The sequence below is a fragment of the Streptomyces violaceus genome, from assembly GCF_036014075.1.
Taxonomy (GTDB): domain Bacteria; phylum Actinomycetota; class Actinomycetes; order Streptomycetales; family Streptomycetaceae; genus Streptomyces; species Streptomyces violaceus.
Window position 1 is genome coordinate 4,207,584 of the sequence record NZ_CP107911.1, and the last position, 13,972, is coordinate 4,221,555.

The 13,972-nt window shown below is 69.8% G+C and carries 11 protein-coding genes; 3 read left to right on the top strand and 8 right to left on the bottom strand.

The features are described from left to right. Positions 1-23 precede the first annotated feature (23 nt). From OG542_RS18870 to OG542_RS18895, 6 genes are all read right to left on the bottom strand, one after another. Complete coding sequence (locus OG542_RS18870) at positions 24-1,133, bottom strand: sugar ABC transporter substrate-binding protein (protein WP_311126901.1); 1,110 nt, start codon at positions 1,131-1,133, stop codon at positions 24-26. Between the two features lie 281 nt (positions 1,134-1,414). Continuing rightward, positions 1,415-1,867, bottom strand: coding sequence for a heat shock protein transcriptional repressor HspR (locus tag OG542_RS18875; RefSeq protein ID WP_184594941.1), 453 nt, complete (start codon positions 1,865-1,867; stop codon positions 1,415-1,417). Positions 1,868-1,872: 5 nt separating this feature from the next. Further along, complete coding sequence (dnaJ, locus tag OG542_RS18880; protein ID WP_193479454.1) at positions 1,873-3,057, bottom strand: molecular chaperone DnaJ; 1,185 nt, start codon at positions 3,055-3,057, stop codon at positions 1,873-1,875. Between the two features lie 36 nt (positions 3,058-3,093). Continuing rightward, the gene (gene grpE / locus OG542_RS18885) at positions 3,094-3,747 is read right to left on the bottom strand and encodes a nucleotide exchange factor GrpE (RefSeq protein WP_311126900.1); all 654 of its coding nucleotides are present in this window, start codon (positions 3,745-3,747) and stop codon (positions 3,094-3,096) included. Continuing rightward, the gene (gene dnaK, locus OG542_RS18890; protein WP_328412370.1) at positions 3,744-5,603 is read right to left on the bottom strand and encodes a molecular chaperone DnaK; all 1,860 of its coding nucleotides are present in this window, start codon (positions 5,601-5,603) and stop codon (positions 3,744-3,746) included. The genes grpE and dnaK overlap by 4 nt, the downstream gene beginning before the upstream one ends. Positions 5,604-5,697: 94 nt before the next feature. Next, positions 5,698-6,726: an MraY family glycosyltransferase gene (locus OG542_RS18895; RefSeq protein WP_311126898.1), complete on the bottom strand. Its 1,029-nt coding sequence runs from the start codon at positions 6,724-6,726 to the stop codon at positions 5,698-5,700. Between the two features lie 227 nt (positions 6,727-6,953). Between OG542_RS18895 and OG542_RS18900 the strand changes: the two genes are divergently transcribed. Both OG542_RS18900 and OG542_RS18905 read left to right on the top strand, forming a co-directional pair. Continuing rightward, a complete protein-coding gene (locus OG542_RS18900) occupies positions 6,954-9,281 on the top strand; it encodes a heterodisulfide reductase-related iron-sulfur binding cluster (protein ID WP_328412372.1) in 2,328 nt (775 codons plus the stop codon). A 212-nt stretch (positions 9,282-9,493) separates the two neighbouring features. Further along, positions 9,494-10,171 carry an HNH endonuclease family protein gene (locus tag OG542_RS18905; protein ID WP_328412374.1) on the top strand — a complete coding sequence of 226 codons (678 nt, stop codon included), beginning with the start codon at positions 9,494-9,496 and terminating at the stop codon, positions 10,169-10,171. Positions 10,172-10,223: 52 nt separating this feature from the next. Here the strand turns inward: OG542_RS18905 and OG542_RS18910 are convergent, their stop codons facing one another. After that, entirely contained in the window at positions 10,224-11,348 is a 1,125-nt protein-coding gene (locus OG542_RS18910) for a CPBP family intramembrane glutamic endopeptidase (protein WP_328412376.1), read from the bottom strand. Between the two features lie 168 nt (positions 11,349-11,516). Beyond that, complete coding sequence (locus OG542_RS18915) at positions 11,517-11,999, bottom strand: TetR/AcrR family transcriptional regulator (protein WP_328412378.1); 483 nt, start codon at positions 11,997-11,999, stop codon at positions 11,517-11,519. 525 nt (positions 12,000-12,524) lie between these two features. On the opposite strand from OG542_RS18915, the gene OG542_RS18920 reads away from it, so the two are divergent. Beyond that, on the top strand, positions 12,525-13,940 hold the full coding sequence (locus OG542_RS18920) for an FG-GAP and VCBS repeat-containing protein (protein WP_328412380.1): 1,416 nt from the start codon (positions 12,525-12,527) through the stop codon (positions 13,938-13,940). Positions 13,941-13,972 lie beyond the last annotated feature (32 nt).

The following is a 13,972-nucleotide window of genomic DNA, read 5'->3' on the forward strand; positions in this document are numbered from 1 at the left end:
GCGCGAGGCCGCCCCTCACCGGCTCACTTCAGGCCGATCGCCTCGCACGCCGCCCGGTACTTGGCCGTGCAGATGTCCGACAGCTTGTAGATGTCGTCCGCGACCACCGTGTCCTCGATGTTCCCCTTCGTCAGCGCGACCACGGGCACCAGCTGGGCCGGGATGCCCTTGTGGGTGGGGCTGTCGACCTTGTCGCGGGTGAGGGCGGCGAACTGGATGTCCCGGCCCTGGACCTTGGCCACGGCCATCTCCGCGGCGTTCTCGGCCTCCTGCGGGTAGGACTTGTACACGCTCATGTACTGCTCGCCCGCGATGATCCGCTGCACCGCCTGGAGCTCCGCGTCCTGCCCGGTGATCGGCGGCAGGTCGGTCACGCCCGCGGCCTCCAGCGCCTTGACGATGCCGCCGGCCATACCGTCGTTGGCGGAGTAGACGGCGGCGATGTCGTCCTTGCCGATCGCCTGGATCGCCTCGGCCATGTTGGCCTGCGCGTTCTCCGGCTTCCAGTCCTTCGTGTCGAAGGACTGCGCGATCGTCACCTTGCCGTTCAGCTCGGACATCGCACCCGCCTTGAACTGCTTGGCGTTCGGGTCGGTCGACGAGCCGTTCATCATGACGATCTTGTCGGAGAGGCTCGCGTCCTCGCCGATGGCCTCCAGCAGGGTGCGCCCCTGGACCTCGCCGACCAGCTCGTTGTCGAAGGAGATGTACGCCTCGATGGGCCCCTCGGCCAGCCGGTCGTAGGCGATGACCGGGATGCCCGCGTCCTTGGCCTTCTTGACGCCGCTCGCGATCGCCTGCGAGTCGACCGCGTCCAGCAGGATCACGTCGACCCGGTCGTCGATCATCTTCTGCAGCTGGCCCGCCTGCGTGTCGGCGTCCGCCTCGGCGTTGGCGTACTCGACGCGGCCCTTGTTGTTGGTGAGGGACTCGACCTTCGTCTTGATGATCGGGTAGTCGAAGTTCTCGTACCGGGTGTTCGCCTTCTCCGGGAGCAACAGGCCCACCGTGATGTCGTTGCCCTTGGCCGGGCTCGCGTCGTCACTGCTCCCCGTCGCGTTGAGCGCGCCGCAGCCGGCGAGCGTGACGGACATCGCGGCCGCGGCCACGGATATGGAGATACGACGACGCATGTCGGGAGCTCACTTCGCGTGTGATTCGGACGTGGGCACAGCTTTGTGGCCCATGTGACTGAAAAGCCAACGCGGACGCGGCCCTCAGCGTCAAGCGGAAGCACTTAACGAGATGACAACACCACGCTCCGCAAGCGTTGTGAAGACTCTGCGGAACCATCTCCAAGGTACCTGCACGGACCACCCATCGACGGGAGACCCAGCGAAATCGGGCCAAGGCGCACGAAAGGGGCCGGGAGTTGCCTCCCGGCCCCTTTCGCGTTCGTTCACGCACGCATGCGTCAGTCCGACTGCTGCTGCCGCTTCGGCCGCCACACCACCAGCGCGCTGCTCTGCTGGACCTCCTGGTACGGCACGAGGTCACGGCGGTACGACGCGTGCACCGCCGCCTCGCGCTGGCGCATCGCCGCCGCCGCGCCGTCGAGGGCGTTCTCCAGTTCGGCCGCACGGGCCTGGAGCGCGGCGACCTGGTTCTCCAGTTCGATGATGCGCTTGATGCCGGCGAGGTTGATGCCCTCGTCCTGCGACAACTGCTGCACCTGACGGAGCAGTTGGATGTCGCGGGCCGAGTAGCGCCGGCCCCGGCCGGCGGTGCGGTCGGGGGACACCAGGCCCAGGCGGTCGTACTGGCGCAGGGTCTGGGGGTGCAGGCCGGACAGCTGGGCCGCCACCGAGATGACGTAGACCGGGGTTTCCTCGGTCAGTTCATACGGATTGCGCCGACGACCGTCCATCTGACTCATGCTCCCTTCGCGGCCTGGAACAGATCCGCCCGTGGATCCTCACCCGAGGTCGCCTCGCGATACGCCTCGAGCGCGTCACGAGCCTTCCCCGTCAGGTCCTGCGGAACACTCACCTCGACGGTGACCAGAAGGTCCCCGCGGGTGCCGTCCTTGCGCACCGCGCCCTTGCCCCGGGCGCGCATGGTGCGGCCGTTGGGCGTGCCCGGCGGCAGCTTCAGCGTGACGGGCGGGCCGCCCAGCGTCGGCACCCGGACCTCGCCGCCGAGGGCCGCCTCGGCGAAGGTCACCGGGACGGTGACGGTGAGGTTGTCGTCCTTGCGGCCGAACACCGGGTGGGAGTCGACGTGCACGACCACGTACAGGTCGCCCGCCGGGCCGCCCCGCTCACCGGGTGCTCCCTTGCCGCGCAGCCGGATCCGCTGGCCGTCGCTGACGCCCGCGGGGATGCGCACCTGCATGGTCCGCGAGGACTTGGCCCGGCCGCTGCCCTTGCAGACCTCGCAGGCGTGCTCCGCGATCAGGCCGCGGCCCTTGCAGTCCGGGCAGGGGTCGGTGAGCGAGAAGCCCCCGCCGCTGCCCCGGGCGACCTGCCCGGTGCCGACGCAGGTCGGGCACACACGCGGTGTGCCGTTCTTGTCGCCGGTGCCCGAGCAGGCCTTGCAGGGTGACTGCGAGGACATGCGCAGCGGGACCGTCGCGCCCTCGATCGCCTCGGTGAAGCTGAGCGTGACCTCGGACTCGATGTCCTGGCCGCGCCGCGGGTGCGTGCGCGTCCCCGCGCCCGCACCGCCGCGGTTGAACAGGCCCCCGAAGACGTCACCGATGCCGCCGCCGAAGCCGCCGGCTCCCTGTCCTCCGCCCTGGGGGCCGCCTCCGAAGAGGTCGCCCAGGTCGAAGTTGAAGTTGCCGCCGCCCCCGCCGGGCCCCGGCCGGAAGCCGCCGTTGCCGAAGAGGGCGCGTGCCTCGTCGTACTCCTTGCGCTTCTTGGGGTCGCCGAGAATGTCGTTGGCCTCGGAGATCTCCTTGAAGCGCTCCTCCGCCTTGACGTTTCCCTTGTTGGCGTCCGGGTGGTTCTCGCGGGCGAGCTTCCGGTACGCCTTCTTGATCTCGGCCTCGGTGGCGTCCTTGGGGACGCCGAGGACCTTGTAGTAGTCCTTCTCGATGAAGTCCTTGGTGCTCATCCTCGACGCCCCTCCTTCCTGTCGTCCGTTATGACGTCAGCCCTCGTCCGGGCCACCGCTCTCCTTGTCGTCGGCGTCGGCGGACTCGTCCGCCTTGACCGTCTGTGCCCCCGGCTGGGGTTCGGCCACCGCCACCCGCGCGGGGCGGATGGTGCGCTCGCCGATCCGGTACCCGGGCTGCAGAATCGCCACGCACGTCGTCTCGGTGACGTCGGGTGCGTAGCTGTGCATCAGGGCTTCGTGGATCGTCGGGTCGAAGGGCTCGCCCTCCTTGCCGAACTGCTGCAGGCCCATCTTCGCCGCGGTGCTCTCCAGCGACTCGGCGACGGACTTGAAGCCGCCGACCAGTTCGCCGTGTTCACGCGCGCGGCCGATGTCGTCGAGCACGGGCAGGAGCTCGGTCAGGAGGTTCGCGATGGCGATCTCCTTGACCGCGATCCGGTCGCGCTCGACCCGGCGGCGGTAGTTCTGGAACTCGGCCTGGAGGCGCTGGAGGTCCGCCGTGCGCTCGTTGAGCGCCGTGCGGGCCTGGTCCAGCTGGGCCACCAGGGCCACGTCCTGGCCCGTGTCCCCGGCCGGGGCCGCCCCCTCCTCGGAGGAGGAGGCGGCCTTCGGCTCGGCGTCATCGGAGGTGGCGCCGGAAGGGACGTCGGGCTGCTGCTCGTCGAAGCCCGGGGTCTCCTCCGTCACGCGGCACCATCCTTCCGGTCCTCGTCGACGATCTCGGCGTCGACGACGTCGTCGTCGGCCTTGGCGTCACCGGCACCGGCACCCGCGCCGGCTCCGGCGGAGGCGCCGTCGGCCTGCGCGGCGTTCGCGTCGGCGTACATGGCCTGGCCGAGCTTCTGCGAGACGGCCGCGACCTTCTCCGTGGCGGTGCGGATCTCGGCCGAGTCCTCGCCCTTGAGCTTTTCCTTCAGCTCATTGACGGCCTCTTCGACCTCGGTCTTGATCTCGCCCGGGACCTTGTCCTCGTTGTCCTTGAGGAACTTCTCGGTCTGGTAGACGAGCTGCTCGCCCTGGTTGCGGGACTCGGCGGCCTCGCGGCGCTTGTGGTCCTCCTCCGCGTACTGCTCGGCCTCCTGGCGCATGCGGTCGACCTCGTCCTTCGGCAGCGAGGAGCCGCCGGTGACGGTCATCTTCTGCTCCTTGCCGGTGCCGAGGTCCTTCGCCGTGACGTGCATGATGCCGTTGGCGTCGATGTCGAAGGACACCTCGATCTGCGGGACGCCGCGCGGCGCCGGGGGCAGACCGGTCAGCTCGAACATCCCGAGCTTCTTGTTGTACGCCGCGATCTCGCGCTCGCCCTGGTAGACCTGGATCTGCACGGAGGGCTGGTTGTCCTCGGCGGTGGTGAAGATCTCGGACCGCTTGGTCGGGATCGTCGTGTTCCGCTCGATGAGCTTGGTCATGATGCCGCCCTTGGTCTCGATACCGAGGGACAGCGGGGTGACGTCGAGGAGCAGGACGTCCTTGACCTCGCCCTTGAGGACACCGGCCTGCAGGGCGGCGCCGATGGCGACGACCTCGTCCGGGTTGACGCCCTTGTTGGCGTCCTTGCCGCCGGTCAGGTCCTTGACCAGTTCGGCGACGGCCGGCATACGCGTGGAGCCACCGACGAGAACGACGTGGTCGATCTCGGAGAGGTTGATCCCGGCGTCCTTGATGACGTTGTGGAACGGCGTCTTGCAGCGCTCCAGCAGGTCCGCGGTCAGCTGCTGGAACTGGGCGCGGGTGAGCTTCTCGTCGAGGTGCAGGGGGCCCTCGGCGGAGGCGGTGATGTAGGGCAGGTTGATCGAGGTCTCGGTGGACGAGGACAGCTCGATCTTCGCCTTCTCGGCGGCCTCGCGCAGACGCTGCAGGGCCATCTTGTCCTTGCCCAGGTCCACGCCGTGGCCGGACTGGAACTGCTGGACCAGGTAGTCGACGATGCGCTGGTCCCAGTCGTCACCACCGAGGTGGTTGTCACCGTTGGTGGCCTTCACCTCGACGACTCCGTCGCCGATCTCCAGCAGCGAGACGTCGAACGTACCGCCACCGAGGTCGAAGACCAGGATGGTCTGGTCGTCCTTGTCGAGGCCGTACGCCAGGGCGGCCGCGGTGGGCTCGTTGACGATGCGCAGCACGTTCAGGCCGGCGATCTCGCCGGCCTCCTTCGTGGCCTGGCGCTCGGAGTCGTTGAAGTACGCCGGGACGGTGATGACCGCGTCGGTCACCTTCTCGCCCAGGTAGGACTCGGCGTCCCGCTTCAGCTTCTGCAGCACGAAGGCGCTGATCTGCTGCGGGTTGAAGGGCTTCCCGTCGAGCTCGATCTTCCAGTCCGTGCCCATGTGCCGCTTGACGGAGCGGATGGTCCGGTCCACGTTCGTGACCGCCTGGCGCTTGGCCACCTCTCCGACGAGCACTTCACCGTTCTTGGCGAAGGCGACGACGGACGGCGTGGTCCTGGCGCCCTCGGCGTTGGTGATGACGGTGGGCTCGCCGCCCTCCAGAACGCTGACGACGGAGTTAGTCGTGCCCAGGTCGATGCCGACCGCACGTGCCATGGTTGATTCCTCCAGCTGACTTGAGTGGAACGGACTCAAGTGTGCACGACGGCCCCCAACCGGTCAACAGAGCTGAGTCGACCGGACTCAAGTCTTATCCGTTCCTTACACGCAACGGGGCTCTGACCTGCGGCGACATCACACGCCGAGGGTCACGGGAGGCATACACCGAGACGCGTGACACAGCGAGGACGACGACGAGCGCCGTGCCCGCCACCCACCACAGCGCGTCGTTGCCGACCCAGCCGGCGTGCACGAGTACCCCGACGGCCACCCCGGACAACGCCCCGGCCCCCAGCAGCAGACTCGCCCCCGGCGCGGTCAGCCCGAGCCGCCGCAGCCGGTGCGCGAGATGGTCGGGGCCGCTGCGCAGAACGGCCCGCCCGGCCATCCGCCGCGACAGCAGCACCAGCCCGGCGTCGGCGCACACCAGGGCGGTCAGCGCGAACAGCACCCCCGCGCTCTCCCCGAGCCCGAACCCGGCCCGCGCGTACACGGTCCCCATGGCGATCACGAACCCCGCGGACATGGACCCGCACGCGCCGAGCGCGACCCGGGCGGGGTGCCAGTTGTGCATGAGAAACCCGGTCAGCGCGGCGGCCAGCACGCTCATCAGCACCGCGATCCCGTCCATCACCTCGACCGCCGCACAGACCCCCACCCCGAAGGCGGTCACGACCCCCACGGTCCCGGCGAGCCCGTCGGCGTGATCGACCCCCCGGAACCCGAGGGTCAGACCCGCGACCCACACGACGGCCAGCAGCCCGGTCCCCACCCCCGTCTCCCCGTACGGCACGACGCACGCGGCCGCCGCGGCCGTACCGGCGAAGAGCACCCGCCGCCGCAGCCGCCACACGTCGTCGACCAGTCCGAGCAGGGCCACCACGCCCCCGGCGACGAGCAGTTCCCGCACCTCGCCCCCGGTCGGCACACCCTCCACCCAGCCGTAGGCGCACACCACCGCGCCGGTGACCACCACGACGGCCACACCACCGGACAGCGGCACCTCGCGCTGCCGCCGCCGGTCGACCAGACGCGACCACCGTGCGGGCGCCCTGAGGAGGGCCGCGAGCAGGGCGGTGAGCAGGAGGGCGATGGCGGCGGCAGTGATCCCGTAGAGCACGGATATAAGTTAGGCGGGACTATGACAATTCGGTACGACTAACACGACCGGATCACGACCGGATCTGAGGCAACCCTCAGCGATTCAGATCACCCCCCACCCGGCTACAGTGCGGCGGAGGATAGGGGTAGTCTCAAACGGACTGCATAAGTTACCGCTTAGTAATCTCGGGAACCCTTCGCGACGGAGAGTCCCCGACAGAAACCTCGCAGGCCCGAGGAGCCCCCATGCAACTCGCCGCGATCATCGTGTCGCTGGTTCTGACCGTGGTCGGCGTCGCGCTGCTCGCACGCGCGATCGGCCAGTTCGTCCGGTACTTCAAGCTCGGCCAGCCGGTCCCCGCCGGTGCCCGGACCGACAATCCCTACCAGCGCAGCGTGACCCTGGTGAAGGAGTTCCTCGGGCACACGCGCATGAACCGGTGGGGCATCGTCGGTATCGCCCACTGGTTCGTCGCGATCGGCTTCCTGACGCTGCCGCCGACGATCATCACCGCGTACGGCCAGCTGTTCCAGGCCGCCTGGACGCTGCCGGTCATCGGCGGCTTCCTCCCCTATGAGCTCTACATCGAGTTCATCGCCGCGATGACGACCGTGGGCATCGCCACGCTGATGGTCATCCGCCTGCTGAACCTGCCGTCGCGCCCGGGCCGCAAGTCCCGCTTCACCGGTTCGAAGATGGGCCAGGCGTACTTCGTCGAGTACGTCATCCTCACCATCGGCCTGGCGATCTACGTGCTGCGCGGCCTCGAGGGCGCGCTGCACCACGTGGAGGGATACGAGGCCGCGTACTTCGCCTCGTACCCGCTGGTCCTGGCCTTCAAGGGCCTGAGCGTCGCCGCGCTGCAGAACCTCGTCTACTTCTTCGCGATGATCAAGCTGGGCACGACCATGATCTGGATGATCACGGTCAGCCTGAACACCAACATGGGTGTCGCCTGGCACCGCTTCCTGGCGTTCCCGAACATCTGGTTCAAGCGCGAGGCGACGGGCGGCACGGCCCTCGGTGCCCTGCAGCCGATGACGTCCGGCGGCAAGCCGATCGACTTCACCGACCCGGGCGACGACGACGTCTTCGGCGTCTCCCAGGTCGAGCAGTACTCCTGGAAGGGCCTGCTGGACTTCTCCACCTGCACCGAGTGCGGCCGCTGCCAGTCGCAGTGCCCCGCGTGGAACACGGGCAAGCCCCTCTCCCCCAAGCTGCTGATCATGTCCCTGCGGGACCACGCGCACGCCAAGGCGCCGTACCTGCTGGCCGGCGGCGGCAAGACGATGGAGGGCGAGGAGAAGGCGTCCGAGGAGCAGCTGGCCGGTGTGCCTGCCGCCGCCCTGGCGGAGGCCGAGCGCCCCCTGGTCGGCACGCTGGAGGAGAACGGCGTCATCGACCCGGACGTCCTGTGGTCCTGCACCACCTGCGGCGCCTGCGTCGAGCAGTGCCCGGTGGACATCGAGCACGTCGACCACATCGTCGACATGCGCCGCTACCAGGTGATGATCGAGAGCTCGTTCCCGTCCGAGGCGGGCACGATGCTCAAGAACCTGGAGAAGAAGGGCAACCCCTGGGGCCTGGCGAAGAAGCAGCGCCTGGAGTGGCTGAAGGAGCTCGACTTCGAGGTCCCGGTCGTCGGCAAGGACATCGAGGACCTGTCCGAGGTCGAGTACCTGTACTGGGTCGGCTGCGCGGGCGCCCTTGAGGACCGCGCGAAGAAGACGACGAAGGCCTTCGCCGAGCTGCTGAACATCGCGGGCGTCAAGTTCGCCATCATGGGCGGTGACGAGAAGTGCACGGGTGACTCCGCCCGCCGCCTGGGCAACGAGCCGCTGTTCCAGGAACTCGGCATGGAGAACGTCATGGCACTGAACATGGCGTTCGGCGAGGAGATGGACGACGACGGCAAGGTGACGCCCGAGTCGGCGAAGCCCAAGTCCGCGAAGAAGATCGTCGCGACCTGCCCGCACTGCCTCAACACGCTCGGCAACGAGTACCCGCAGCTCGGCGGCGACTACGAGGTCATCCACCACACCCAGCTGCTCCAGCACCTCGTCGACGAGGGCAAGCTGATCCCGGTCACGCCGGTCGAGGGCATCATCACGTACCACGACCCGTGCTACCTGGGCCGCCACAACAAGATCTACACGCCCCCGCGCGAGATCATCGCCAGCGTCCCGGGCATCCGCAACGAGGAGATGCACCGCCACAAGGAGCGGGGCTTCTGCTGCGGTGCGGGTGGCGCCCGGATGTGGATGGAAGAGCGCATCGGCAAGCGCATCAACAACGAGCGCGTCGACGAGGCGCTGTCGGTGAACCCCGACATCGTCTCCACGGCCTGCCCGTTCTGCCTCGTCATGCTCACGGACTCCGTGAACGGCAAGAAGAACGACGGCAAGGCCAAGGAGTCGATCACCGTCGTGGACGTGGCCCAGCTCCTGCTGGACTCCGTCAAGACACCGGTCCCCGCGGAGGGCTCCGACGGTGACGACGACAACGACGGCGGCGAGCCGCCGGCGGGCACGTCGGACTCGGAGAACGCGCCGGAGCCGGAGCCGGTGAAGTAGCGCCGCTCACGGTTGTCCCCACGCACGTCCCCCGCTGTGGAAGAACAGCGGGGGACGTCGTCGTTCATCCGTACTCGCCGACCCGCTACTCCCCCACATCACTCCTTAGGGTGTTTCGTAGAACACCTGCCCGGTGAACCCACGCAGCCATATGGCTCATTCGTTCGAGTCGAGCCCCTCGAACGAGGTACACGCAATCGATTCTGCGATGCGTGATCAAAAACCTCAGACGTGCCGCGCTCGCGGCCGCACTCGTTGTCCTTCCCCTTCTGGCATCCACTCCGGCCCAGGCGCACGCCCGGGCCGCCGAGCCGCGCACACTCCCGATGGCGACCGCGGTCGGCGTCCTCCCCCTCGCGGAGGAGGTGCGGGAGGGTTACCAGCGCACGAGCTTCCGGCACTGGAACGCGGGCCAGAACCCCGCCGACGGCTGCAACACGCGAGCGGAGGTGCTCATCTCCGAGGCGGTCGACCCGCCCCAGGTCCTGGCCGGCTGCAAGCTCTCCGGAGGGCGGTGGTGGTCGTACTACGACGCCAGGTGGGTGACCGAGGCCTCCGGCCTGGACGTCGACCACATGGTGCCGCTCGCCGAGGCCTGGGATTCCGGGGCATCGCAATGGACTGCCCAGCGGCGTGAGGCGTACGCCAACGACCTCGACGCCCTGACCTCCCTCATCGCGGTCACCGCGGCCTCGAACCGCAGCAAGGCCGACAAGGATCCGGCCGAGTGGCTGCCGCCGGCCGCCGGCGTCACGTGCCGGTACATCTCGGAGTGGGTCGGGACCAAGCTCCGCTGGGGCCTCACCGTCGACACCGTCGAGTTCGGGGCACTCACCCGAATCGCGCAGGACTGCCCCGACACCAGCGTGACGTTCGATCCCGCGCCGTAGAACCGTGGTCCCGCCTCGGCAACGGGGCGGGACCGGGTTGGTTGTCCGGAGGCTACGGCCCTGGAGCGGGCGGCACGTCTCCGTGAGGTGCGGTACCGGTTCCCGGTGGGGTGACGCCGCCCGGCAGGCCGTAGGGGTGGCCGGGCATGGCTCCGTAGGGTTGGCCGGGCATGGCTCCGTAGGTCTGGCCGGGCATGGCCCCGTACGGCATGGCGTACGGCGGGTGCGAGCCGTACGGCGGGTGCGGAGCGGGCGGAGGCGCCGGCGGGGCGAGGCGCTGCGGGTGGTGGCGTCGGGCGAGCCACAGCACGAGCGCCGCGTACATCAGGGTCGTCGCCACGTCCGCGAGGGCGAGTGGCCAGGGCGAATCGGCCGCGGTCTCGTCGGAGGTCAGACCGTCGACGACCGCGGCGAGGGTGCCGAAGGCCACCAGGTTGTTCAGGACGTGCAGCGCGACGGCTGCCTCCAGCCCACCGGTACGGATGGTCAGCCAGCCCGCCACCACACCGAAGACCAGCAGGCCGATGAAACCCCACGTGGTGCCCCAGCCGTGGGCGGCGGCGAACAGCACGGCCTGCGGGAGCACCGCGAACCAGGGAGACCGGACGAAGGCACCGACCGCCTGCGTCAGCCAGCCCCGGAAGACGTACTCCTCGGCTGCGGCCTGCACCGGGACGAAGACGGCCAGCACGCCCAGGGACGTGAGGAACGACCCCCAGCCCACCCACACCTCGGACTCCCCCGAGCCGGTCTCGCCCTCGGGCAGGAGGAAAGCGGTCCCCGTCAGCACGGCCACGGGGAGCACCGCGGCCAGCAGACACCAACCCAGCCAGCGCCACCGCGGCCGTCCGGCAACCGACGACAACGTCCCGGCCGGCCGCCGCCCCGGCCACAACACGGCCAGCAGAACCAGCGGCAGGGCGATCGCGATGTACGTCAGGTCCAGTGCGGTGTTGCTCAGCGGACCGAAGTCGGGTCCGCCATCGGGAAGTTCGGGGCTTCCGGCGAGCTCCCCGAAGACGTAGGCGAGGGCGAGCAGCAGGAGGCTGAGGATGAGATAGGCGCCAACGAACAGCAGAGTGCCGACCAAGGGCCGCCACCAGCGGTGACGGCCCGTGAGGTGGCCCAGGCGGTGATAGGGGAGGCCGTCGGGGCCCGGCGGTAAAGCGCTCGTCATGATCGACAGCTTCCCAAACGCGTCCCACCCCGGTCGTCCGCCCGCAGCAGGAGCGGCCCCTCGGTCTCAGGGTGGATGCTCCGGAGCCAACAGGACGTCATCGGCGGCGGGCTGGGGCGGGGCAATGACCAACTCCGGCAGACTCGAGCGTTCCTCGATGAAGACCGCTCAGCCCAACAACCGGTTCCTGACCGCGGCGAGGACTTCCGTGCGGCTGCGCGGGCCGTTGTCGGCTGCGATGAGATGGTCGCCGATGCGCAGCGAGAAGGTGATCAGGCAGCGGGCCTCGACATCGCCCTCGTCGGGACAGAAGGCCCCGTAGAGCTCGCGCAGATAGTCCATGCGCCGGTTGTCGGCCCGGCGGAGGCACCGCGCGACGCCTTCGTCGCGCCGGGCCCAGTCGCGGATCGCGAGCTCGACCCCGGCGCTGGTCACGCGTGTCTCGCCCGACCCCACGAAGTCGAAGAGACGCCCGAGCCGCTCGCGGGCGTCGCCCCCGTCGCGCTCGATCCGCTCGATGACATCCTCGGTGACCCCGCGCTCCCAGGTGTCGAGTACCGCTGGATCTGCTGGTCGGGGAGGACCGCAAGGCCGTGGTGGACGTGCGGTACCGGCCGGTGCGGGCCGGATGACCCGGCGCCTCCACCTCAAGAATTAACCGAACTCACGTACAACCCTTACGTCCCCACACAGGTCTCCTGATCGCCGACCACCCGTGAACGCCCGGACAACCACCAGCGAACACGGAAGGACCCGGCACTTCATCGACGGTGGATGCCCGCCAGGCATCCCGCGTGCCGCAGGAGACTCCCGCATGCACCAGCCCCAGCTTCAGCACGAGCACAGGCGACGCCCGCAGGGGCGTCCGCACCCGCGCCCCGCCCTCGCGACGGGCACCGCCCCGGCCGCGCCGACGGGTGGGTCGACGGGCGGGTCGACGGGCGGGTCACTCATGCCCGCGACCGCCGGCACGGCTACGACCGGCACCACTAGGGCTACGACCGGCAGGGCCACGCCCCCTTCCCGGACGACCCCGACGCCCCGGGCCTTCGCCCGCACCGCCTGACCTGCCGCACGCCCCGCACCCCGCCCTCCCTCCTCCGCACCGGGAACGGCCCTGCTCTCAATCCCCGGCCCGACCCCACCCACCTCACCCCTCCCACCCGGAGCCCCGCCTTGCGCACCCGCACTCTCCTCCTGGCCGCCGGCCTCACCACCGGCCTCCTCACCACCGCCCTCCCGGTCGGCGCGGCCGTCGCCGCGCCCTCCGGGCTCGCCGGTGACTTCAACGGCGACGGCTACCGGGACGTCGCCATCGGCGCCATGAGTGCCGATGTCGGCTCGGTGCAGAGCGCCGGTGCCGTCGTCGTGCTGTACGGCTCGTCGTCCGGCGTGTCGGCGGCGAGGAAGACCGTGATCACGCAGAACTCCGCCGGAGTCCCGGGCGCCGCCGAGTCCGGCGACCGCTTCGGCCACAGCCTCGCCGCCGGCGACCTGGACCGCGACGGCTACGCCGACCTGGTCGTCGGCGCCCAGTACGAGGCCATCGGCGACCGGGACGGCGTCGGCTCGGCCACCGTCATCTGGGGCGGCAAGAACGGCCTGTCCGGCGGCAGGGGCCTGCCCCAGCCGTCCACCCTCTCCGAGTGGGGCGGCTTCTCCTCCGGCGTCGCGACCGGCGACTTCGACGGTGACGGCGCGACGGACGTGACGATCACCGGCCAGAGCCGCACCCGCCTCTACAAGGGCCCCTTCACCCGTACGAACGGCCCCGCCAGCCACACCAGCATCGGCGAGTTCGGGTCGACGTACGAGGTGTTCGCGGGTGACATGAGCGGCGACGGCGCGGCCGAGCGCGTGTACCCGTTCCTCGTCGACGGCGACGAGGGCGGCGAGATCAGCTACCACCGCTGGACCGGCACCAAGTACGCCCGCACCTACCTGCCCCAGGCCGACGGCGAGAAGGGCACCATCGCCGACGTCAACGGCGACGGCTACGGCGACCTCGTCCTCGGCGACTACCAGGACCCGAGTCCGGCCAGGCCCGGCGGCCACAAGGGCGGCCAGATCACCGTCTGGTACGGCGGCCCCACCGGCCCCGACCCGGCACAGACGCCGACCGTCATCCACCAGGACACCGCGGGCGTGCCCGGCTCCGGCGAGTCCGGCGACCTGTTCGGCTCGGCGGTCGGCGCGGGCGACGTCAACGGCGACGGCTACGCCGACATCGCGGTCGGCGCCTGGGCCGAGGACATCGGCACGGTCGAGGACGCCGGCTCGGTGACCATCCTGTTCGGTTCGGCCTCCGGCCTGAGCGGCAAGGGCGCCAAGTCCTACTCCCAGGACACCGCCGGCGTCCCCGGCAGCAACGAGACCATGGACGCCTTCGGCATGACGGTGCGCCTGGTCGACCTGGACAAGAACGGCAAGGCCGACCTGGTCAGCGGCGCCGGCTACGAGAACGGCTACGGCGCGGTCACCGTCCTGCGCGGCAGCGCCTCCGGCCTGACCACCTCCGGGTCGACGTTCCTCTCGGCCCGCGATGTCTCCCTCAAGGGCGGCGCCGACTTCGCCTGGGCCATCGCTCAGTGACGTCCCGCCAGCTCCCTCACCCGGCAAGGAAA

Coding starts and splice junctions, on each gene's coding strand:
- OG542_RS18910 (WP_328412376.1), bottom strand. CDS start 11,348: ATGACGAGCGCTTTACCGCCGGGCCCCGACGGCCTCCCCTATCACCGC.
- dnaK (WP_328412370.1), bottom strand. CDS start 5,603: ATGGCACGTGCGGTCGGCATCGACCTGGGCACGACTAACTCCGTCGTC.
- OG542_RS18870 (WP_311126901.1), bottom strand. CDS start 1,133: ATGCGTCGTCGTATCTCCATATCCGTGGCCGCGGCCGCGATGTCCGTC.
- dnaJ (WP_193479454.1), bottom strand. CDS start 3,057: ATGAGCACCAAGGACTTCATCGAGAAGGACTACTACAAGGTCCTCGGC.
- OG542_RS18900 (WP_328412372.1), top strand. CDS start 6,954: ATGCAACTCGCCGCGATCATCGTGTCGCTGGTTCTGACCGTGGTCGGC.
- OG542_RS18875 (WP_184594941.1), bottom strand. CDS start 1,867: ATGGACGGTCGTCGGCGCAATCCGTATGAACTGACCGAGGAAACCCCG.